Source organism: Variovorax glacialis (assembly GCF_051216375.1).
Lineage (GTDB): Bacteria > Pseudomonadota > Gammaproteobacteria > Burkholderiales > Burkholderiaceae_C > Variovorax.
In genome coordinates this window covers 78,892-99,015 of sequence record NZ_JBPJZT010000019.1, presented here as the reverse complement: position 1 = coordinate 99,015, position 20,124 = coordinate 78,892, and the positions used below count along the sequence as shown (strand labels likewise).

Annotated in this window: 19 protein-coding genes; 8 read left to right on the top strand and 11 right to left on the bottom strand. The window is 66.9% G+C overall.

The annotated features are described in order from the left end of the window. Positions 1 to 14: 14 nt before the first annotated feature. Positions 15 to 656 carry a MarC family protein gene (locus ACSFBL_RS30965; protein ID WP_435519665.1) on the top strand — a complete coding sequence of 214 codons (642 nt, stop codon included), beginning with the start codon at positions 15 to 17 and terminating at the stop codon, positions 654 to 656. A gap of 7 nt (positions 657 to 663) precedes the next feature. Here the strand turns inward: ACSFBL_RS30965 and ACSFBL_RS30960 are convergent, their stop codons facing one another. Genes ACSFBL_RS30960 through ACSFBL_RS30940 form a run of 5 tightly spaced genes read right to left on the bottom strand, consistent with a single transcriptional unit; the run spans position 664 to position 4,852 of the window. Continuing rightward, the gene (locus ACSFBL_RS30960; protein ID WP_435519650.1) at positions 664 to 1,128 is read right to left on the bottom strand and encodes a metallophosphoesterase family protein; all 465 of its coding nucleotides are present in this window, start codon (positions 1,126 to 1,128) and stop codon (positions 664 to 666) included. Positions 1,129 to 1,150: 22 nt separating this feature from the next. Then, entirely contained in the window at positions 1,151 to 1,828 is a 678-nt protein-coding gene (locus ACSFBL_RS30955) for an ABC-type transport auxiliary lipoprotein family protein (protein WP_435519649.1), read from the bottom strand. Positions 1,829 to 1,839: 11 nt separating this feature from the next. Further along, complete coding sequence (locus ACSFBL_RS30950) at positions 1,840 to 2,826, bottom strand: MlaD family protein (RefSeq protein ID WP_435519648.1); 987 nt, start codon at positions 2,824 to 2,826, stop codon at positions 1,840 to 1,842. A gap of 5 nt (positions 2,827 to 2,831) precedes the next feature. Next, the gene (locus tag ACSFBL_RS30945) at positions 2,832 to 3,686 is read right to left on the bottom strand and encodes an ABC transporter ATP-binding protein (RefSeq protein ID WP_435519647.1); all 855 of its coding nucleotides are present in this window, start codon (positions 3,684 to 3,686) and stop codon (positions 2,832 to 2,834) included. Beyond that, positions 3,683 to 4,852 carry an MlaE family ABC transporter permease gene (locus ACSFBL_RS30940; RefSeq protein ID WP_435519646.1) on the bottom strand — a complete coding sequence of 390 codons (1,170 nt, stop codon included), beginning with the start codon at positions 4,850 to 4,852 and terminating at the stop codon, positions 3,683 to 3,685. The genes ACSFBL_RS30945 and ACSFBL_RS30940 overlap by 4 nt, the downstream gene beginning before the upstream one ends. 195 nt (positions 4,853 to 5,047) lie before the next feature. Here ACSFBL_RS30940 and ACSFBL_RS30935 point away from each other — a divergent pair, with 195 nt between their 5' ends. From ACSFBL_RS30935 to ACSFBL_RS30925, 3 genes are all read left to right on the top strand, one after another. Next, the gene (locus tag ACSFBL_RS30935) at positions 5,048 to 6,559 is read left to right on the top strand and encodes a CoA-acylating methylmalonate-semialdehyde dehydrogenase (RefSeq protein ID WP_435519645.1); all 1,512 of its coding nucleotides are present in this window, start codon (positions 5,048 to 5,050) and stop codon (positions 6,557 to 6,559) included. 158 nt (positions 6,560 to 6,717) lie between these two features. After that, on the top strand, positions 6,718 to 8,346 hold the full coding sequence (locus tag ACSFBL_RS30930; RefSeq protein WP_435519644.1) for a GMC family oxidoreductase: 1,629 nt from the start codon (positions 6,718 to 6,720) through the stop codon (positions 8,344 to 8,346). A gap of 296 nt (positions 8,347 to 8,642) precedes the next feature. Further along, on the top strand, positions 8,643 to 9,401 hold the full coding sequence (locus tag ACSFBL_RS30925) for a sulfite exporter TauE/SafE family protein (protein WP_435519643.1): 759 nt from the start codon (positions 8,643 to 8,645) through the stop codon (positions 9,399 to 9,401). Positions 9,402 to 9,428: 27 nt separating this feature from the next. On the opposite strand, the gene mrdA is transcribed toward ACSFBL_RS30925, so the two are convergent. From mrdA to ACSFBL_RS30905, 4 genes are all read right to left on the bottom strand, one after another. Continuing rightward, positions 9,429 to 11,399 (bottom strand): penicillin-binding protein 2, encoded by a 1,971-nt coding sequence (mrdA, locus tag ACSFBL_RS30920; protein WP_435519642.1) that lies wholly within the window; start codon positions 11,397 to 11,399, stop codon positions 9,429 to 9,431. A gap of 161 nt (positions 11,400 to 11,560) precedes the next feature. Next, positions 11,561 to 12,082, bottom strand: a complete 522-nt coding sequence (gene mreD / locus ACSFBL_RS30915) for a rod shape-determining protein MreD (RefSeq protein ID WP_435519641.1) — start codon at positions 12,080 to 12,082, stop codon at positions 11,561 to 11,563. Next, entirely contained in the window at positions 12,079 to 13,074 is a 996-nt protein-coding gene (mreC, locus tag ACSFBL_RS30910; protein ID WP_435519640.1) for a rod shape-determining protein MreC, read from the bottom strand. The genes mreD and mreC overlap by 4 nt, the downstream gene beginning before the upstream one ends. 74 nt (positions 13,075 to 13,148) lie before the next feature. Beyond that, on the bottom strand, positions 13,149 to 14,192 hold the full coding sequence (locus ACSFBL_RS30905) for a rod shape-determining protein (protein WP_028249609.1): 1,044 nt from the start codon (positions 14,190 to 14,192) through the stop codon (positions 13,149 to 13,151). A gap of 224 nt (positions 14,193 to 14,416) precedes the next feature. Between ACSFBL_RS30905 and gatC the strand changes: the two genes are divergently transcribed. Genes gatC through gatB form a run of 3 tightly spaced genes read left to right on the top strand, consistent with a single transcriptional unit; the run spans position 14,417 to position 17,696 of the window. Continuing rightward, positions 14,417 to 14,716, top strand: a complete 300-nt coding sequence (gatC, locus tag ACSFBL_RS30900) for an Asp-tRNA(Asn)/Glu-tRNA(Gln) amidotransferase subunit GatC (protein WP_435519639.1) — start codon at positions 14,417 to 14,419, stop codon at positions 14,714 to 14,716. Beyond that, positions 14,713 to 16,200: an Asp-tRNA(Asn)/Glu-tRNA(Gln) amidotransferase subunit GatA gene (gatA, locus tag ACSFBL_RS30895; RefSeq protein WP_435519638.1), complete on the top strand. Its 1,488-nt coding sequence runs from the start codon at positions 14,713 to 14,715 to the stop codon at positions 16,198 to 16,200. The genes gatC and gatA overlap by 4 nt, the downstream gene beginning before the upstream one ends. A gap of 8 nt (positions 16,201 to 16,208) precedes the next feature. Further along, positions 16,209 to 17,696 carry an Asp-tRNA(Asn)/Glu-tRNA(Gln) amidotransferase subunit GatB gene (gene gatB, locus ACSFBL_RS30890; RefSeq protein ID WP_435519637.1) on the top strand — a complete coding sequence of 496 codons (1,488 nt, stop codon included), beginning with the start codon at positions 16,209 to 16,211 and terminating at the stop codon, positions 17,694 to 17,696. A gap of 226 nt (positions 17,697 to 17,922) precedes the next feature. On the opposite strand, the gene ACSFBL_RS30885 is transcribed toward gatB, so the two are convergent. Together ACSFBL_RS30885 and pyrE are read right to left on the bottom strand one after the other, a co-directional pair. Beyond that, positions 17,923 to 18,594, bottom strand: a complete 672-nt coding sequence (locus tag ACSFBL_RS30885; RefSeq protein WP_435519636.1) for a DUF4124 domain-containing protein — start codon at positions 18,592 to 18,594, stop codon at positions 17,923 to 17,925. A gap of 21 nt (positions 18,595 to 18,615) precedes the next feature. Next, positions 18,616 to 19,296, bottom strand: coding sequence for an orotate phosphoribosyltransferase (gene pyrE, locus ACSFBL_RS30880; RefSeq protein WP_435519635.1), 681 nt, complete (start codon positions 19,294 to 19,296; stop codon positions 18,616 to 18,618). A gap of 14 nt (positions 19,297 to 19,310) precedes the next feature. Here pyrE and ACSFBL_RS30875 point away from each other — a divergent pair, with 14 nt between their 5' ends. Next, complete coding sequence (locus tag ACSFBL_RS30875) at positions 19,311 to 20,114, top strand: exodeoxyribonuclease III (protein ID WP_435519634.1); 804 nt, start codon at positions 19,311 to 19,313, stop codon at positions 20,112 to 20,114. Positions 20,115 to 20,124 lie beyond the last annotated feature (10 nt).

Genomic DNA, 20,124 nt, shown 5'->3' with positions numbered 1-20,124 from the left:
TGGCCACGCCCACGATGGACCTGATCAAGCCGCTGATCACGCTGCTGGCCATCGTGAACCCGCTCGCGATCGTGCCCTTCTTCATCCACTACACGCAGGAATGTACGGAGCACCAGCGCAAACGCACGGCCTGGGTGTCCGCCTTCAGTGCCTTCGTGGTCATCGCCGTGAGCGCGCTTCTCGGACTGCAGCTGCTGTCGTTCTTCGGCATCTCGATCGCGAGCTTCCAGGTCGGTGGCGGCATGCTGCTGCTGATCAGTTCGCTCAACATGCTCAACGCGCAGCCGGCCGAATCCAAGACCAACAAGGACGAGATCCGGGCAACGGAGGTGAAGGCATCGCTCGGCGCCTCGATCGCCGTGGTGCCGCTGACCATTCCGCTGCTCACAGGCCCGGCGACCATGTCGACGGTGGTCATCTTCGCCGACCGGACGCAGCATGTCTGGGAGCTGGCGATCCTGGTCGGCTACGGCGTGGTGATCGGGCTGGCGACCGGCGTCACCTTCTCGCTCGCGGAACCGATCGCGCGCGTGCTGGGCAAGACCGGCATCAACGTGATGACGCGGCTCATGGGCCTGATCCTCGCGGCGCTCGCCGTGGAGGTGATGGCCGACGGGCTCGGCACCCTCTTCCCGGTGCTGCACCGGGCCACCTGATCGCGCGCTACACCACCGAGAGTTCGACGATGCGCGGCGTGATGAGATCGCCGACCAGTCGGAGTTCAGCCACGGCGATGGGCAAGCGGAAGCGCCGCGGCCCGGCGCTGCCCGGATTGATGTAGAGCACATCGCCGCGCATCTCGGCCAGCGGCCGATGCGAATGGCCGGACATGACCACGCGAATCCGCTCGGCCACCGGGTCGATGCGAAGCTGCGACAGGTCGTGCAGGGCATAGAGGCGCACCCCTCCGAGTTCGACCAGCGCCGTCTCCGGCACCGCCTGCGCCCAGGGTCCCACGTCGTTGTTGCCGCGCACCGCCGTCACCGGGGCGATGGCGCCCAGTTCGTCGAGGATGCCCTGCGATCCGATGTCGCCGCCGTGGATGATGTGGTCGCAGCCCTGCAGGAAGGCCACGGCTTCCGGCCTGAGCAGGCCGTGCGTGTCGGAAATCAGGCCGATGCGTTGCATGCGACGGCGCGCCTGTTGCGGGTCAACGGACCTGGTCCACCCAGGCGACCAGATCGGCCGCCACCGCATCGCTCGCGGCGGCCAGCGCCTTCACGCCGCCGGTCGCGTCGTTGCTCGGCGCGGGCCGCAGCGCCGTGAAGGTGCGTTGCGCCAGCACACGATCCCCTCCCGGTTGGGTCCGGATCAGCGTGGCACTGACGCGCACCAGGCCCACGCTGCTCGCGGGCGACTCGAACAACTGGCTGAACTCCTCCAGCGACAGGCGCAGCGTGTCGGGCACGCGGCCCTCCGTCCGGGCGATGGTGGCGCTTTCCTCCGGGCCCAGCACCGTGTGGCCGACGGCCAGCGCCTCGCGCACGCGCTGGCGAAGCAGTTGCGCGGGCGGCTGGCTCCAGCGCGACTGGCCGTAGGGCCGCAACTCGTTGGCATCGGCATAGCCGAGGCGATACAGCATCTGCGTGCCGTCCATCCGGGAGCTCGTGTCGATCTCGGCCAGCGCGATCATCGGCAGCGCTGCCTTGGCTGCCGACGCCGGCGCAGGGGACACGACACCCGGTCCGAAGTCGTAGAGCGTGGCACGCGCAGGCTTGTCGGGCAGCGCACCGCATCCCGCCGCAAGCAGCATTGCCGCGATGCCTCCGAGCCCGGAGAGCCGTGCCCAGGGGGCGCCGGAGAGGATGTTCTTCAGTGCGTCGTACATGGTCTTGACCTTCAGGGGCGAGCGGGTGCGACGGCCGGCGCGGAGAAGCCGGGCTCGCCCGGACCCGCGACCACGCCGCCGTTGCCGAACAGCAGCGATTGCGGGTTGTCGTTGATGCCGTCGGCCGCGCGCCCCAGCCGCCGCACGGCGCGGGACGTATCGTCGGCCACGCGATTCACGCGTGGCAGCGTCGCGTTGTTGAAGGATTCGACCGCCTGCGACAGCGCCTTCGTGCCATTGCCGAGTCGGTCGATCGGCCCGTCCGTGGCATTGAGGCGGCCGACGGTGGTGTTGAGGTTGTTGGCCACCCGAGAGACATCGCCCGCCGCCGTCTTGACCGTACCCAGCGCGTCCTTGGTCCGGTCCATCAGGGGCGGCAAGGCCTTCAGTGCCGGGTTGACGCCCGTCGTCAGGGTCTTGTCCAGCGACTGGGCGAGCTGATTGGCGCTGGCCGCCGCGAGCGAGATGCTTTCCAGCGCGTCGGAAATGCGCTTCTGGTTGTCGTCGCCCAGCAGCGTGTTCACGCGGCGCGTCGCTTCCTCGACCTTGTTGATGATGACCTCGCCACGGTCCTGCAGCTGCGCGAGCAGCGACGGCTTGAGCGGGATGCGGGGCGGGTCGTCGTTGTCGGGCACCAGCGCCACCTGCGATTCGCCCTTGTCGTCGAGCGCGATGAAGGCCAGGCCGGTCACGCCCTGGTAGCTGAGCGTCGCGAAAGTCGACTTCGTGAGCGGCACGCGCTCGTCGACCGTGATGCGCACCCGAACGTTGCCTTTGACCTTCGGATCGAAGTCGATCGAGGTGACCTTGCCGACAGCGATGCCACGGTAGCGCACCATCGCCTGCGGCTGCAGGCCGCTCACCGGGTCGCGCGTCGACAGCTCGTACGTGTTGCGGACGGTGTCGTCGCGCGTCAGCCACACGACCAGTGCGACCAGCACGGCGACCAGGCCAAGCACGAAGGCGCCGGCAGCGAGGGCATGGGCCTTGTTTTCCATGGCATCTACCTTTCAGTTGATGGGGCCCGGCTGCTCAGCAGTCCGGTGACGGACGCAGGCGCAGACCCGTCATGCAGGGCTTCCATGGCGCGCTGGCCACGGCCGCCGAGAAAGTACTCGTGGATGAACGGATGCGGATACGCGATCACATCGCGCGCCGTGCCGGCAACGATGACTTTCTGGTCGGCCAGCACCGCGATGCGGGTGCTCAGGTCGAACAGGGTGTCGAGATCGTGCGTGACCATCACCACCGTCAGCCCGAGTTCGCGATGCAGGCTGCGCAGCAGGTCGCAGAAGCCGTCCGCGCTCTCCGGATCGAGGCCGGCGGTGGGCTCGTCGAGCAGCAGCAGCGGCGGATCCATGATCAGGGCGCGCGCCAGGGCCACGCGCTTGATCATGCCGCCCGACAGGTCGGAAGGGCTCTTCGTCGCCTGCTGCGGGGTCAGCCCGACCATCTGCAGCTTGACCAGCGCGGCGTCGCGAATCAGGTCGTCCGGCAGCAGCTTGAGCTCCCGCAGCGGGAACGCGATGTTGTCGAGCACGCTGAAAGCCGAGAACAGCGCGCCGTGCTGGAACAGCATGCCCACGTTCGCCGCGCCCATGGCGCTGAGTTGTCCCGGCGGTCGGCCCAGGACGGCGACCTCGCCCTTGGTCGGGTGCTCCAGCCCAAGGATCTGGCGCAACAACACGGTCTTGCCGGTGCCCGATCCGCCCACCAGCGACAGCACCTCGCCGCGCATGATCGACAGGTCGAGATCGCGGTGCACCACCTGGTCGCCGTCCGGCGACTTGAACACGGTCCAGAGCTTGCGGATCTCCACCACGGTCGACGGGGCTTCAGTGTTCGGGGTGTCGGTCATGCGCGCAAGCCCACGCCCTTGAACAGCACGGCGAACAGCGCGTCGACCAGGATCACGATGGTGATCGAGGTCACGACCGAAGACGTGGTGCCCCGCCCGAGGCTTTCCGTGTTGGGCTTCACCTTCATGCCGAAATAGCAGCCGATCAGCGCGATCAGGATGCCGAACACCGCCGACTTCGACATCGCGAGCCAGAGGTTCGACAGCGGCACCGCGCGCGGCAGGGCCGAGAGGAAGTACGACGGCGAAATGTCGAGCGACAGGTCGGCCGCGATCATCCCGCCGCACAGGGCGGCCATCGACGTCCACATGCTGATCAGCGGCATGGCGATGGCCAGCGCAAGCACCCGCGGCATCACCAGGCGAAAGCCATGCGGAATGCCCATCACGCGCATGGCGTCGAGTTCCTCGGTCACCCGCATCACGCCGATCTGCGCGGTGATGGCCGAGCCGGAGCGCCCGGCGATCAGCACCGCCGCCAGGACCGGCCCGAGTTCACGGATCAGCGAAAGGCCGAGGATGTTGACGATGAAGGTCTCCGCGCCGTACTGCCGCAACTGCTGCGAGGTGAGGTAGGCCAGCACGACGCCGATGAGCAGCCCCACCAGCGCGGTAATGGGCAGCGCGGTCGTGCCGAACTGGTAGATCTGCCCCGAGAAGTCGCGCCAGGGTCCGCGGTGCGGCGCGCGGATCAGCTTGCCGATATCGAGCGTCAGCTGCCCGATGAGGCGCAGGAAGTCGCGCGCCACGAACATCATGCGCGGGCCGTTGTGCACGAAGGCCTTGAAACGGTCCGCCAGCGTCGGCCCGGATTCCACCGGGGCAAGGCAGGTGTACAGCGCGACCTGGTCCAGCACGGCCTTGTGCTGCGAATCCATTTCAAGGTGCGGCGGCCAGGCCTTCTGCCAGTGGTTCCAGAGCAATTGGGCGCCGATGTGATCGAGCTGCTCGATGGGTCGGATGTCCCAGTGCCGATCGTCCTGCGAGGGGACGCATTCGAGGTCCTGCGAGACCGACTCCCAGGCGGTCTGCGAGGACATGGCCAACGCCGTCCACCGGCCGCTCGCCACGGCCCAATGGGCCCCTTCGTGATCGAGCTCCTCGACACGCGGTTGCACGCTGGTCGCGTCTTGCGCGTCGGCGGGCGATGGCGAGTCGGTGGGCATGAAGCAGGGAGTGACGTGTGGCTGCGAAGGACGCAACATCGTAACCGGGTGCGTCTGCGCCGGACCTCCCGATCGCCCCCCATCCGCGTAGGCGTTCGCGCAATGCCCAGGCGTTTGCCACAATGTCCGGCTGAGCCGTACCCACCCTTTCCCGACCATCAGCCGGCCCTCGCCCGGCAGGAGAACGCCATGCAGATGAGCAAGACCCCGATCCACCACTACATCGGCGGCCGTGTCGCCGCCCCGAAATCCACGCGCGCCCAGGACGTGTTCAATCCGGCCACCGGTGCGGCGACCGGCAGCGTCGCCCTCGCCAATCGCGCGGACATCGACGCGGCAGTCGCCGCGGCTCAGGCCGCATTCCCGGCATGGGCCGACACGCCGCCGATCCGCCGCGCGCGCGTGATGTTCAAGTTCCTCGAACTGCTGAACAAACATCGCGACGAGCTGGCGCACCTCATCACCGCCGAGCACGGCAAGGTCTTCACCGATGCGCAAGGCGAGGTGACCCGCGGCATCGACATCGTCGAGTTCGCCTGCGGTATTCCCCAACTCCTGAAGGGTGACTACACCGACCAGGTCTCCACCGGCATCGACAACTGGACGCTGCGCCAGCCGCTCGGCGTGGTGGCGGGCATCACGCCCTTCAACTTCCCGGTGATGGTGCCGATGTGGATGTTTCCGGTCGCGATCGCGGCGGGCAACACCTTCGTGCTCAAGCCTAGCCCGACCGATCCGAGCCCCTCGCTGCGCATGGCCGAACTGCTGAGGGAAGCCGGCCTGCCCGACGGCGTCTTCAACGTCGTGCAAGGCGACAAGGAAGCTGTCGATGCCCTGCTGGAGCACCCGGACGTAAAGGCCATCAGCTTCGTCGGCTCGACGCCCATCGCCAACTACATCTACGAGACCGGCGCCCGCCACGGCAAGCGCGTGCAGGCGCTGGGTGGCGCCAAGAACCACATGGTGGTCATGCCCGATGCGGACATCGACCAGACCGTCGACGCACTGATCGGCTCAGGCTATGGCTCGGCCGGCGAGCGCTGCATGGCGATCAGCGTCGCGGTGCTGGTGGGCGATGCGGCCGACAAGGTGCTGCCGCTGCTGGCCGAACGCGCGAAGTCGCTCAAGATCAAGAACGGCACCGAGCTCGACGCCGAGATGGGCCCGATCGTGACGCGTGCGGCGCACGAGCGCATCACTGGCTACATCGCCCAGGGCGAAAAGGAAGGAGCGAAGCTGGTGGTCGATGGCCGCACCTTCGAGGGCAAGAGCGCCGGCGAAGGCTGCGAAGACGGTTTCTGGATGGGCGGCACGCTGTTCGACAACGTCACGCCGGAGATGCGGATCTACAAGGAAGAGATCTTCGGGCCGGTGCTGTCCTGCGTGCGCGTGCACGACCTGAAGGAAGCGGTGGACCTGATCAATGCGCACGAGTTCGGCAACGGCGTCTCGTGCTTCACCCGCGACGGCAACGTCGCGCGCGAGTTCTCGCGGCGCATCCAGGTCGGCATGGTGGGGATCAATGTGCCGATTCCGGTGCCGATGGCATGGCATGGTTTCGGTGGCTGGAAGAAGAGCCTCTTCGGCGACATGCACGCCTACGGTGAAGAGGGCGTGCGCTTCTATACCAAGCAGAAGTCGATCATGCAGCGCTGGCCGGAAAGCATCGGCAAGGGCGCCGAGTTCGTGATGCCCACGGCTAAATAGTTGGCCCCCCGGCTTTTCACGCCGCGCTGCGGCGTGTAACTCCACCCCCCGAGGGGGAGGCGCGGCGCGCCTTGGGGCGGCCCGGCGACGGCCGCATGCTGGCCGGCCGGCCGGCTACTAACTTTTTCCCATAACAACGAGAGACAAGCAGAGCGTCAATGAGCGACACCACCTTCGACTACATCGTCATCGGCGCCGGCACTGCCGGTGCGTTGATGGCCAATCGGCTGAGCGCCGACAGGCAATGCCGCGTGCTGCTGATCGAGGCGGGACGCAAGGACGACTACCACTGGATCCACATCCCGGTCGGCTATCTCTATTGCATCGGCAATCCGCGCACGGACTGGCTCTACAACACGGAGCCGGACGCCGGACTCAACGGGCGCACGCTGCGCTATCCGCGTGGCAAGACGCTCGGCGGGTCGTCGAGCATCAACGGGATGATCTACATGCGCGGGCAGTCGCGCGACTACGACCAGTGGGCGCGGCTCACCGGCGACGACGAGTGGCGGTGGGACAGCGTGCTGCCGGCTTTCAAGAAGCATGAGGACTACTACCTCGGCGCGGACGAACTGCATGGCGCAGGCGGCGAATGGCGGGTGGATAAGCAACGGCTGCGCTGGGACATCCTCGATGCCTTCGCCGCGGCCGCGGTGCAGGCGGGCGTGCCGCACACCACCGACTTCAATCGCGGCACGAACGAGGGCGTAGGCTATTTCCAGGTCAACCAGAAGAACGGATGGCGCTGGAATACGGCCAAGGCCTTCCTGCGCCCAACCTGTTACGGCCGTCCGAACTTCGAGCTCTGGACGGGCGCGCAAGTGTCGCGGCTCCTGCTCGAAAAACAGCCCGACGGCAGCCAGCGCTGCACCGGTGCGCAGGTGTGGAACGGCCAGGAATCCGTGGCCGCCCATGCGACGCGCGAAGTGATCCTGTGCGCAGGCAGCATCGGCTCGCCGCAGATCCTGCAACTCTCGGGCATCGGGCCGGCCGATCTCCTGCGCCAGCATGGCATCGAAGTGGCGCTCGATGCGCCGGGTGTCGGCGCCAACCTCCAGGACCATCTCCAGATCCGCGCGGTCTACAAGATCAAGGATGCGCCCACGCTGAACGTGCTGGCCTCCTCGCTCTATGGAAAGGCGAAGATCGGCATGGAATACCTGTTGAAGCGCAGCGGCCCCATGAGCATGGCGCCGTCGCAGCTCGGGGCCTTCACGCGCAGTTCCGCGGCGTTCGAGTGGCCCAACCTCGAATACCACGTGCAGCCGCTTTCGCTCGACGCGTTCGGCGAGCCCCTGCACAGCTTCCCGGCCTTTACCGCCAGCGTGTGCAACCTCAACCCGACCAGCCGCGGCAGCGTGCGCATCAAGAGTCCGCGCTTCGAGGATGCGCCCGCCATCGCGCCCAACTACCTGAGCACGGACGAGGACCGCAAGGTGGCGGCCGATTCGCTGCGCGTCACGCGACGGATTGCCGCGCAGCCGGCCCTCGCGAAGTACGGCCCCGAGGAGTGGAAGCCCGGCGTGCAGTACCAGAGCGACGAAGAACTCGCGCGCCTGGCCGGCGACATCGCGACCACCATCTTCCATCCAGTCGGCACCACGAAGATGGGACGCGACGACGATCCCATGGCCGTCCTCGACGCGCGTCTGCGCGTGCGCGGGATCGCGGGGCTGCGGGTGGTCGACGCCGGCGCGATGCCCACGATCACGAGCGGCAACACCAACAGCCCGACCTTGATGATGGCGGAGAAGGCGGCCGCCTGGGTGCGCGAAGCGCACCGTTGAATTTCCGTGTTTCCGATTGTTGCATTGACGGGTAATCCCCGATGCACTCGCAAGGTGCGCCGAACTAAAGTCTCGCCACTCGCAAACGGGCCTGCCCGATGCGCGGGGGACCGAGGAGACAGCTTTCGAGAACGAGAAGAATAGACCCAAGGCATCCGTACGAGATGCCGTTTTTTTGAACAAGGCGCCGCTGGTCGGCGCCTTTTCTTTTTGGCGACCTGAACCGTACCGGGCCGCATGAAAGCGCCTCTCCCTGCTACCAAATCCGTAGCAACCCGGATGAGACAATTTCAGCGATGGAAATACTGGTGCTTACCCTCGCCTCGCTGTTCGCGGGGTTTGTCGATTCGATCGTGGGGGGAGGCGGCCTGATCCTGGTGCCGGTGCTGTTCAGCGTGCTGCCGGGGACGGCGCCCGCGACACTGCTGGGCACCAACAAGAGCGCATCGGTCTGGGGCACCGCGGCGGCCACCGCGCAGTTTCATCATCGCGTGGGACTTCGCTGGAACACGCTGCTGCCGGCGGCCGCGCTCGCCTTCGCCGGATCGATGGCCGGCGCCTGGGCGGTGACCGTCGTCCCGGGCGAGTTCCTGCGCAAGTTGCTGCCCGTCATCCTCGTGGTGCTGCTGCTCTACACGCTCGCGCGAAAGGACATGGGCCGCCACCATGTGCCGCGCTTCAGCGGCCGTGCCGAATTGCTCGCCACGGCGGCGATCGGTTTCGCACTCGGTGTGTACGACGGCTTCTTCGGGCCCGGCACGGGCAGCTTCTTCGTGTTCCTCTTCGTGCGCTGGCTGGGCTACGACTTTCTCAACGCTGCCGCTTCCGCCAAGCTGATGAACACCATGACCAACCTGGGTGCGCTGTTGCTGCTCGGACTCAAGGGCCACGTCCTGTGGCACTACGGGCTGGTGATGGCGGTGGCCAACGTGGCGGGCAGCGTGATCGGCGCGCGGGTGGCCATCAGGCACGGGGCCGGCTTCGTGCGCAAGGTGTTCATCGTCGTCGTCGGCGCGCTGATCGTGAAGACGGCCTACGACGCATTCCTGCGCTGAGGCTCGGCGGATCGTGCGGCGCCGCTGTCAGGGTGCCGTCGTCGCAGCCGCGGAGGCGGAAGGCCATGCGACCTCGCTCGCGACGCGCGGCTTGCCGATCGGCGCGGTGGCCTTGCCGACCTGGATGGCGGCCATGTCGGCCTCGCTCGGGTATTGATTGAGCAGCCAGTAGTCGAACACGCGACGCGCGATCGGCGCCGCGGCGCCTGCGCCCCAGCCCGCGTTCTCGACGATGAGGGCCACCGCGATCTTCGGATCGTTGGCCGGCGCGAAGGCCATGAAGAGCGCGTGATCGCGCTGGTGCTCTTCGAGTGCCTTGGCGTTGTACTTGACGTTCTGGGTCATGCCAACCGCCTGCGCGGTCCCCGTCTTGCCCGCCGCCTGGTAGCCCGCGCCGACGAAGACGCCGCGCGCCGTACCCGCATTGACCACCGCGACCAGGCCCTCCCGCACCACCGCGGCGTTCGCCGCGGTGATGCCCAGGTTATCCGCCGGAGGTTGCTCGATGGGCTTCACCTTGCCGCTCACAGTATCGCGGATGGCCAGGCCGAGATGCGGCTTGTGCTTGATGCCGGCGTCGGCCACGATCGCCGTGGCCTGCGCCAGCTGCAGCATCGTGAAGGCGTTGTAGCCCTGGCCGATGCCGAGCGAAATGGTTTCGCCCGCATACCACTTCTTCTGCTCGGCACGCTTGTAGGCGTTGCGCTTCCATTCCGTGCTGGGCAGGACGCCGCGCACTTCGCCGCCGATGTCGATGCCGGTGATCTGGCCGAAGCCGAGCGGTTTCATGGCGTCGTGGATCAGGTCCACGCCCATCTCGTTGGCCAGCGAGTAGTAGTAGATGTTGCTCGACAACTGGATCGAGCGGCGCATGTCGACGCCGCCGATGTTGCCTTCGGGACTGCCGAAGCGGTGCCCGCCGAAATTGAAGTAGCCGGGATCGTTGATCACCACGCTGGGGCTGCGCTTGCCGGTCTGAAGCGCCGCCAGCGCCATGAAGGGCTTGTAGGTCGACCCCGGCGGATAGGTCCCGCGCAGCGCACGATTGAGCAAGGGCTTGTCGATCGATTCGCTGAGTTCCTTCCAGCTTTCCGAGTCGATGCCCTCGACGAAGAGGTTGGGATCGAAGGTCGGCTTGCTCACGAAGGCCAGGATCTCGCCGGACTTCGGATCGATGGCGACGAGCGCGCCGCGGCGGTCGCCGTACATGTCCTCCACCAGCTTCTGCAGCTTGATGTCCAGCGAGAGCATGACCGTGTTGCCCGGTGTCGCGGGGTGCGCCGCAAGCCGCCTCACGGCCCGGCCGCCAGCGGAGGTTTCCATCTGCTCGACGCCGGTCTGGCCGTGCAGCGTCTTCTCGTAGCTCTGCTCGATGCCGAGCTTGCCGATGTACTCCGTGCCCTTGTAGTTGGCGAGGTCCTCGTCCTCCCAGTCCTCCATCGCTGCCTTCTCGGACTGGTTGATGCGGCCGATGTAACCGAGCACGTGGCTCGCGAGATCGCCGTTGGGGTAGTTGCGGAACAGCCGCGCCTTGATCTCGACCCCGGGAAAGCGATAGCGCTGCGCCGCGAAGCGGGCGACCTCCTCGTCGGTCAGGCGCGTACGGATGGGCACCGAGTCGAAGCTGCGGGAATCCTCGCGCAGCCGCTTGAAGCGCCGGCGGTCGCGCGGCGAGATCTCCAGCACTTCCGTGAGGCTGTCGATCGTCTCTTCCAGATTGCCGGCCTTGGAGGGCGTGATCTCGAGCGTGTAGGCCGAATAGTTGGACGCCAGGATGATCCCGTTGCGGTCGAGGATCAGTCCTCGATTCGGCACCACCGGCACGATCGCCGTCCGATTGCTCTCCGCCTGCTCCGCCAGGTCTTCGTGACGCACCACCTGCAGATAGACCAGCCGCATGCACAGCAGCCCGAAAGCCGCCAGCACGACCAGCCCGATCACGATCACCCGACGCTTGAAGCGCGAGAGATCGGCAGCAACGTTGCGAATTTCGGTCATGAAGTTTTCAGCTTAGGCACGTCAGGTGTCAGATGCAACAAGGCGCGCCCCACCGGGGTCAGGGGGTGCGCCGCGCACGGCCGCCCCGAAGCGGCCGCACCGCCCCCGGCAGGGGGAAGGCGAAGCGACACGAAGTGCGCGCAGCCTGGGGGCGAGCAACATTAGAGCGGCCGGTTGGCATCGGGTTCCGGTGTTCGGCGCTGGGGCGCCAGCAACGCCAGGCTCACGAAAGGCCACAGGACCGCCTCGATCACCGGCGCGATCAGCAGCGACCATCCCGGGAACACGCCGCCGCCGATCATGCGGATGGCGAGTTCGATCAGGTGCGACAGCGCGAACAGCGGCAACACCTGCAGCGCCTGCGAAATCACCGGAAACCACAAGAGCCGCCGGTGGATCATGATCGCGAAGAAGCCCAGCGTGGTGTAGGAGAGCGCATGCTGCCCCAGCATCGCGGCCTGGTGCACGTCCATCAGCAGGCCGAACACGAAGGCCGCACCGATGCCGATGCGCGCCGGCTGGTGCACGCTCCAGAACACGATCACGAGCGCGAGCAGGTCGGGCGTCCAGGCGGCGCGGCCCAGCGGCACCATGTTGAGCAGCAGCGCAACGATGAGGCTGCCCCACATGAAGAGCGGGCTGACGGGCAGCAGGAGCTGCTGCTGACCAGGACGCATGATCATCTTGGCGCCTTCGCTTTCTTGTCGCCCTTGGCGTCGGCCTTCGCATCGGCCTTGTCGGCCTTGGCATCCGCGCGATCGGCCTTCTTCTTCGCCGCGGGGCTGGCGGCCGCGTTCGGCGCGGGACGGGGCAGCGACTGCACACCGATCGGCGCCAGCACGAGCACGTAGCGTGCTGACGTCACATGTCCCACAGGCACGAGATGGATGCGTGCGAAGGCGGAGTCGGCGCGACGTTCGATGCGATCGATCTTCGCGACCGGAAGGCCCGGCGGATAGACGCCATCGACGCCGCTCGTGGTGAGCATGTCGCCCTCCTCCAGATCGGCATTGGCGGCCATGAAGCGCAGCTCGAGCCCGCCGCCGTGCGCGCTCGCATCGCCGAAGGCCACGCTGCGCGCGCCGGTGCGCACGTTCTGCACGGGGATGGACAGGTCGCGATCGATCACGAGGGTGATTTCGCTGGTGAACGGCAGGACCTGCGTGACCTGACCGAGCACGCCGTGTTCATCGATGACGGGCGAGCCGGCCACGACGCCGTTGGTGAGGCCCTGGTCGATCACCAGCTTGCGGGTGTAGGGGTCGGCGGTGTCGTAGAGCACTTCTGCCACCCGGCCGGGGGTCTGCGTGGTCTGGCGCAGTTCGAGCATCGCCCGCAGCCGCGCGTTTTCCTGCGCGAGGGTGTCGGCCTGGCTCGCCCGCTCGGACTGCAGGGCCAGCGCCTTGCGCGCCTCCGCTTCATTGCTCTGGGCGGTCTGCAGGTCTTCGAGGTAACGCCCGCCGCCCACAGCCAGTTGCACCGGCTTGAGCGCGAGCCACTGGATCGGATAGAGCACCGCACCGATCGCCGCGCGCACCGGCTGCACAATGTTGAAGCGCGCATCGGCCACCATCAGGAACAGCGCGAGCGCGCTGAAGAAGATCAGCTTGCTGAGCGCCGAAGGTCCCTGGTTGAACAGGGGTGGCGCGGTGCGATCGAGCGTGCCGAGCGGCATAGCGGGAAGACTGTCTTAAATTGAAAAAGCCGGCCCTGCGCAAACGCGGGCCGGCCATTTGCGCATCAGTCGCATTATTCGCTGGTAAAGATGCTTCCGAGCCTGTCCATGCGCTCGAGTGCGATACCGCAGCCCCGAACCACGCAGGTCAGTGGGTCTTCGGCAACAAGCACGGGCAGGCCGGTTTCCTCGGCGAGCAGGCGATCGAGGTCGCGCAGCAGTGCGCCACCGCCGGTGAGCATCATCCCGCGCTCGGCAATGTCGGCCCCGAGTTCGGGCGGCGTCTGCTCCAGGGCGTTCTTGACGGCGGAGACGATGTTGTTGAGCGGGTCGGTCAGCGCTTCCAGCACTTCGTTGCTGCTGATGGTGAAGCTGCGCGGCACGCCTTCGCTCAGGTTGCGGCCCTTGACTTCCATTTCCTTGACTTCGGAACCCGGGAAGGCGGAGCCGATGCTCTTCTTGATGACTTCGGCCGTCGGTTCGCCGATGAGCATGCCGTAGTTGCGGCGAATGTAGTTGATGATGGCCTCGTCGAAGCGGTCGCCGCCGACGCGGACGCTGCCCTTGTAGACCATGCCGCCGAGCGAGATCACGCCCACTTCGGTGGTGCCGCCGCCGATGTCGACGACCATCGAACCGCTGGCCTCGGAAACCGGCAGGCCGGCGCCGATCGCGGCCGCCATGGGCTCCTCGATCAGGTAGACCGAGGTGGCGCCGGCGGCTTCGGCCGCGTCCTTGATGGCGCGGCGCTCGACCTGGGTCGAGCCGCAGGGCACGCAGATGATGATGCGTGGGCTGGGGGTCAGCAGCGAACGCGGGTGCACCATCTTGATGAACTGCTTGATCATCTGCTCGGTGATCACGAAGTCGGCGATCACGCCATCCTTCATGGGGCGGATGGCTTCGATGTTGCCGGGCACCTTGCCGAGCATCGCCTTGGCTTCGCGGCCGACGGCCTGGATCACCTTCTTGCCGTGGGGGCCGCCTTCGTGGCGGATCGCGACGACCGAAGGCTCGTCCAGGACGATGCCCTTGTTGCGGGCAAAAATCAGGGTGTTGGCGGTGCCGAGGTCGATCGCGAGGTCGGTAGAAAAATACCGACGGAAAGCTCCAAACATTGTGGAATCCTCTGGAGCACGGCATGCGCGTCGGCAGGCCGTCGCCCTCTTGCTGGGTCGTTTGACGGGGTGGTTTGAATCGTTTTTGCGGCAAATGCCGCCGCGTTCGCGGGGGTTGCGGCAAAGGCGGGATAATAACCGAATCCCTTGTCACTCCAGCGTTTCGGCGCTCCGTTGCGGGGTGCTAGTGCCCGGTTTTCACACCCGCCAGTCCCTTTTCTCCGATGTCCCTCACCTCATCCGATATTGCGCGCATCGCAACGCTCGCCCGGCTCCAGCTTGCACCCGACGAAAGCGAGCGAATGCTCGGCCAGATCAACGGTTTCTTCGACCTCGTTGAGCAGATGCGCGCGGTCGACACCGCCGGCATCGAGCCGCTGGCGCATCCCGTCGCCACAGTCGCGGACGTGACGCTCCGCCTGGCCCAGGACGTCGTGACCGAACCGAACAACCGCGAAGCCAACCAGCGCAGTGCGCCGGCGGTCGAAAACGGCCTGTTCCTCGTTCCGAAGGTGATCGAATGAGCGGCGAACTGCACCAGATGGGCGTGGCGGAGATTGCCAAGGCCCTGCGCGAGCGTAAGGTTTCGGCGGTCGAAGCCGCCCGGCACCAGTTGGACCGGATCCGCCAGCACCAGGACCTGGGCGCCTTCGTGGCGGTCGACGAGGACCTGACGCTGGCCCAGGCCCGCGCGGCGGACGACCAACTGGCCGCCGGCAACGCGGCGCCTCTGGCCGGCGTGCCGATCGCGCACAAGGACATCTTCGTTACCGCGAATCTCCCGACCACCGCCGGATCCCGCATCCTGGCCGGCTACCGCTCGCCCTTCGACGCCACCGTCGTGCGCAAGCTCGCCGAAGCCGGCGCCGTCACGCTCGGCAAGCTGAGCTGCGACGAATTCGCGATGGGCTCGGCCAACGAAAACGTCGCGGTGCCCGCCGTCGGCTTCGACCATGCTGTGCCGGTTCGCAATCCCTGGGATCCGGCGCGCATTCCCGGCGGCTCGTCGGGCGGCAGCGCCGCGGTCGTCGCCGCCCGCCTGGCGCCCGCTGCGACCGGCACCGACACCGGCGGCTCGATCCGCCAGCCCGCGTCCTTCTGCGGCGTGACCGGCATCAAGCCGACCTACGGGCGCGCCTCTCGCTACGGCATGGTGGCCTTCGCGTCCAGCCTCGACCAGGCCGGCCCCATGGCCCGCTCTGCGGAGGACTGCGCACTGCTGCTGTCCGCGATGTGCGGACCCGACCCGGATCGCGATTCGACCTCGCTCGACCAGCCGGCCGAGGATTTCTCGCGCCGCCTCGGCGACTCGCTGGAAGGCCTCCGGATCGGCGTGCCGAAGGAATTCCTCGGCGACGGCGTCGCGCCCGGCGTGCGCGCTGTGGTTGATGCCGCACTGGCAGAGTACGAGAAGCTGGGCGCACGTCGCGTCGAGATCACCCTGCCCCGCACGGAGTTGTCGATCCCCGTCTACTACATACTGGCGGCGGCCGAGGCGTCGAGCAACCTGAGCCGCTTCGACGGCGTCAAGTTCGGCCATCGCGCCGCGGACTACCGCGATCTCGCCGACATGTACGCCAAGACGCGCGAAGAAGGCTTCGGCGACGAGGTCAAGCGCCGCATCATGATCGGCACCTATGTGCTTTCCCATGGCTACTACGACGCCTACTACCTGCAGGCCCAGAAGGTGCGCCGCATGATCGCGGACGACTTCCAGCAGGCGTTCAGGCAGTGCGACATCATCGCCGGCCCGGCCGCGCCGACCGTGGCGTGGAAGCTGGGCGAGCACGGTGGCGATCCGGTCGCCGACTACCTGGCCGACATCTTCACCCTGCCCGCCTCGCTCGCCGGCCTTCCGGGCATGAGCGTGCCGGCAGGCTTCGACGGCGGCATGCCGGTCGGCGTGCAGCTGATCGGCAACTACTGCGACGAAGCCCGGCTGCTCAACGCGGCGCACCGCTTCCAGCAGGCCACCGACTGGCACCAGCGCACACCGGAAGGCTACTGAGCACCGACATGAGCGAAATCAACACTTTCGAAGCCGCGCAGAGCGGACGTCCGACGGGCCCGCTGGTGCGCGGCTACGAAGTCATCATCGGCTTCGAGACCCACGCCCAGCTTTCCACCGCGTCGAAGATCTTCAGCCGCGCGTCCACCGCGTTCGGCGCCGAGCCCAACACGCAGGCCTGCGCCGTCGACCTCGCGCTGCCCGGCACGCTGCCGGTGATGAACAAGGGCGCCGTCGAGCGCGCGATCAAGCTCGGGCTTGCGCTCGGTTCGCACATCGCGCCGCGCAGCGTGTTCGCGCGCAAGAACTACTTCTACCCCGACCTGCCCAAGGGCTACCAGATCAGCCAGTTCGAGACTCCGGTCGTGCAGGGCGGCTCGGTGAGCTTCTTCCTCGGCGACGAGAAGAAGACCGTGCGCCTGGTGCGCGCCCACCTCGAAGAGGACGCCGGCAAGTCGCTGCACGAGGACTTCATCGGCCAGTCGGGCATCGACCTGAACCGCGCCGGCACGCCGCTGCTGGAGATCGTGACCGAGCCCGACATGCGCTCCACCGCCGAGGCCGTGGCCTATGCGCGCGAGCTGCACAAGATCGTCACCTGGATCGGCATCTGCGACGGAAACATGCAGGAAGGCAGCTTCCGCTGCGATGCCAACGTCTCCGTGCGCAGGCCCGGTGCACCGCTGGGCACGCGCCGCGAAATCAAGAACCTCAACAGCTTCAAGTTCATGCAGCAGGCGATCGACTACGAGATCCGCTGGCAGATCGAGGAGCTGGAGGACGGCCGCGAGATCCAGCAGGCCACGGTGCTGTTCGACCCCGACACCGGTGAGACCCGCGCCATGCGCACCAAGGAAGACGCCGCGGACTACCGCTACTTCCCCGACCCCGACCTGCCGCCGCTGGCCATCGCCGCCGAATGGATCGACCGCGTGCGCGCCGAGATGCCCGAACTCCCGCGTGCCATGGCCGAGCGCTATGTGCAGCAGCACGCCCTCTCGGAATACGACGCGACCCAGCTCACGCAGAGCCCCGCGCTCGCCGGCTACTTCGACGCCGCCGTCAGCGCCGGCGCCGCGCCCAAGCTCGCCAGCAACTGGATCACCGGCGAAATCGCCCGCCGCCTCAACCAGCAGGACATCGAAATCACCGAGGCCCCGGTGACTGCCGCGCAACTGGCCAAGCTCATCGAACGCATCAACGACGGCACCATCTCGAACAACGCCGCCCGCCAGGTCTTCGACGCCCTCTGGACCGGCGAAAGCCAGGATGTCGACGCCGTCATCGAAGCCAAGGGCCTCAAGCAGATGAGCGACAGCGGCGCCCTCGAGAAAATCATCGACGCCGTCCTCGCCACCAACCAGAAAAACATCGACGAATACCGCGCCGGCAAAGACAAGGCCTTCAACGCCCTCGTCGGCCAGGTCATGAAAGCCAGCCAGGGCAAAGCCAACCCCGCCCAGGTCAACGCCCTCCTCAAAGCAAAGCTAGGCTGACAGCCACAGCGGCCCGCGAAGCAAGGGCCGCCCTTCGTGAAACACCGCGGAACCGGCTATGCCGGGCCGCCGGTGTTGCCCCCGGCAGGGGGCAGGCGGCCACACGAAGTGCGGCAAGCCTGGGAGCGAGCTCAAAAACACCGCGGAACCGGCTCCGCCGGGCCGCCGGTGTTGCCCCCGGTAGGGGGTAGGCGGCTACACGAAGTGAGCAAGCCTGGGGGCGAGCCTATTTAGCTGCCCAGAGGGGTTTCAAGCGCGCCTGCTCTTCGTCGAAGCGCGCATTCACCCGCTTCTTCTCGTCTTCCTGCTCCCCGATGAAGCGGTTCTGCACCGCCGCGCTGCGCGCGTTGTCGTCGACCTTCCGGCGCAGCGAGTCGGGCGCCTTGCTCGGGTCCTTCTTGTAGAACTCGAGCTCGTCGTCGATCTGCTTCTTTTCCTCGGCGAGTTCGCCCAGTCGCTTTTTCGCCGCCTGGATGACGGCATCGATCTGGACCAGCGCCTCGGTGCGCTCCCGGTCGTGCGCCGCGGGCGTGGGGTAGCGGATCAACAACGCCCGTTCGCGCCGCTTTTCCTCGAGCTGGCGTGCGGCCAGCAACTGCGCCTGGCGCTCCCGTTCCTCGCGCTCCGCCTGCTCACGGGCCGTGTAGGTGGGTTCGATCTTGCGCCGCGTCGTGCCGCTCGGGTTGAGTTCGCGCTGCTCGCGGTCGATGCAGTCGGCGATCGGCCGGTCCGCGGTGATCGTGCGGCCCTTCGCGTCGGTGCAGCTGTAGATGCCGGGGCCCGCGCCTGCGGCGCCGGTCGATGGCCGCGTGCCCGAGGGTTGCTGGGCGTGCCCGGCACCGGCCGCAGCCAGCGAGAGCGCCAGAAATGCAAACAGTGCTTGGGTTCTCGCCAACATGAATCCTTCAGGCAGGTTGAATCAACCTGCGCCGTAACGTGCCCGGTACGCCAGCACTCCCTGGCGGTGGGCGCCCAGTTCGTCGTCGGCGCGGCTTGACAGGTACTGTAACAAGTCGTCAAGCGTCGCGATGGCAGTTACATGCAGTCCGAGCTGATCGCGGACATATTGCACGGCGCTGTGGTCCACATCCACGCCGTTTTCGGTGGCTTTTTCCTGGCGATCGAGCGCGATCGCGACGGCGTGGGGCGTGGCGCCGGCGCCACGGATCGCGGCGATCGATTCGCGCACCGCGGTCCCGGCGGACATCACGTCGTCGACGATCAGCACCCGCCCCTTGAGCGGTGCACCGACCAGCGTCCCGCCTTCGCCGTGGTCCTTGGCTTCCTTGCGGTTGTACGCGAAGGGCACGTTGCGGCCGCGCCGCGCCAGTTCGGCGGCGACCGTGGCGCCCAGCGGAATGCCCTTGTAGGCGGGGCCGTAGATCATGTCGAATTCGAGCCCGCTGGCGATCAGGCGGTCTGCATAGAATCCGGCGAGCCGCGCGAGCTTGGCGCCGTCATCGAACAGGCCCGCGTTGAAAAAATACGGGCTCATGCGGCCGGCCTTGGTCTTGAACTGGCCGAAGCGCAGTACCCCCGATTCCAGCGCGAACTGCACGAATTCCTGTGCGAGCGCGCCCTCTCCAATCTCTTCAGCCATAGGGAATGTTCCTTGTGTTCAAACTGACCAGCCTCAACCTCAACGGCCTGCGATCGGCGTCCACCAAAGGCGTCGCCGACTGGGTCGCCGAACTGGCGCCGGATTGTATTTGCATGCAGGAAATCCGCGTTCAGGCGAGCGACATCGAGGGCCGCTTCGAGGAGATGGCCGGCCTCAAGGGCCACTTTCATTTCGCGGAAAAGAAGGGTTATGCAGGGACGGCGATCTATTCGAAGCACGCGCCCAGCAAGGTGGTCGTCGGCTGGGGCGATGCCGAGTTCGATGCCGAGGGCCGCTATCTCGAACTGCGCTTCGACACGCCGAAGCGCAAGCTCTCCATCATCAGTTGCTACTTCCCGAGCGGATCGTCCGGCGAAGAGCGGCAGGCCGCCAAGTTCCGCTTCCTGAAGGGATTCTTCCCGCACCTCATCGCGCTGAAGCGCGAGCGCGACTTCATCCTGTGCGGCGACATCAACATCGCCCACAAGGAGATCGACCTGAAGAACTGGCGCGGCAACCAGAAGAACAGCGGCTTCCTGCCCGAGGAACGCGCCTGGATGACGAACCTGCTGGACGCCGGTGCGGAAGGTGCCGGGCTGGTGGACGTCTACCGCCTGCTCAAGCCGGACACCACCGACGAGGCCTACACCTGGTGGAGCAACCGCGGCCAGGCCTATGCCAAGAACGTGGGCTGGCGGCTGGACTACCACCTCGCCACGCCGAAGCTGGCCAAGCTGGCGCGCAACGAAGCGATCTTCAAGACGCTGAAGTTCAGCGATCACGCGCCGATCACGATCGACTACGACTTCAAGCTCTGAAGCGCAGGGC

Bases quoted from the DNA above. Each gene is read 5' to 3' on its own strand.
- ACSFBL_RS30940 (WP_435519646.1), bottom strand. From the start codon at position 4,852: ATGCCCACCGACTCGCCATCGCCCGCCGACGCGCAAGACGCGACCAGC.
- mrdA (WP_435519642.1), bottom strand. From the start codon at position 11,399: ATGACCGAAATTCGCAACGTTGCTGCCGATCTCTCGCGCTTCAAGCGT.
- ACSFBL_RS30935 (WP_435519645.1), top strand. From the start codon at position 5,048: ATGAGCAAGACCCCGATCCACCACTACATCGGCGGCCGTGTCGCCGCC.
- ACSFBL_RS30960 (WP_435519650.1), bottom strand. From the start codon at position 1,128: ATGCAACGCATCGGCCTGATTTCCGACACGCACGGCCTGCTCAGGCCG.
- ACSFBL_RS30965 (WP_435519665.1), top strand. From the start codon at position 15: ATGGACCTGATCAAGCCGCTGATCACGCTGCTGGCCATCGTGAACCCG.
- ACSFBL_RS30945 (WP_435519647.1), bottom strand. From the start codon at position 3,686: ATGACCGACACCCCGAACACTGAAGCCCCGTCGACCGTGGTGGAGATC.
- gatA (WP_435519638.1), top strand. From the start codon at position 14,713: ATGAGCGGCGAACTGCACCAGATGGGCGTGGCGGAGATTGCCAAGGCC.
- ACSFBL_RS30925 (WP_435519643.1), top strand. From the start codon at position 8,643: ATGGAAATACTGGTGCTTACCCTCGCCTCGCTGTTCGCGGGGTTTGTC.
- gatC (WP_435519639.1), top strand. From the start codon at position 14,417: ATGTCCCTCACCTCATCCGATATTGCGCGCATCGCAACGCTCGCCCGG.
- ACSFBL_RS30930 (WP_435519644.1), top strand. From the start codon at position 6,718: ATGAGCGACACCACCTTCGACTACATCGTCATCGGCGCCGGCACTGCC.
- ACSFBL_RS30955 (WP_435519649.1), bottom strand. From the start codon at position 1,828: ATGTACGACGCACTGAAGAACATCCTCTCCGGCGCCCCCTGGGCACGG.
- ACSFBL_RS30905 (WP_028249609.1), bottom strand. From the start codon at position 14,192: ATGTTTGGAGCTTTCCGTCGGTATTTTTCTACCGACCTCGCGATCGAC.
- gatB (WP_435519637.1), top strand. From the start codon at position 16,209: ATGAGCGAAATCAACACTTTCGAAGCCGCGCAGAGCGGACGTCCGACG.
- mreC (WP_435519640.1), bottom strand. From the start codon at position 13,074: ATGCCGCTCGGCACGCTCGATCGCACCGCGCCACCCCTGTTCAACCAG.
- ACSFBL_RS30950 (WP_435519648.1), bottom strand. From the start codon at position 2,826: ATGGAAAACAAGGCCCATGCCCTCGCTGCCGGCGCCTTCGTGCTTGGC.
- pyrE (WP_435519635.1), bottom strand. From the start codon at position 19,296: ATGGCTGAAGAGATTGGAGAGGGCGCGCTCGCACAGGAATTCGTGCAG.
- mreD (WP_435519641.1), bottom strand. From the start codon at position 12,082: ATGATCATGCGTCCTGGTCAGCAGCAGCTCCTGCTGCCCGTCAGCCCG.
- ACSFBL_RS30885 (WP_435519636.1), bottom strand. From the start codon at position 18,594: ATGTTGGCGAGAACCCAAGCACTGTTTGCATTTCTGGCGCTCTCGCTG.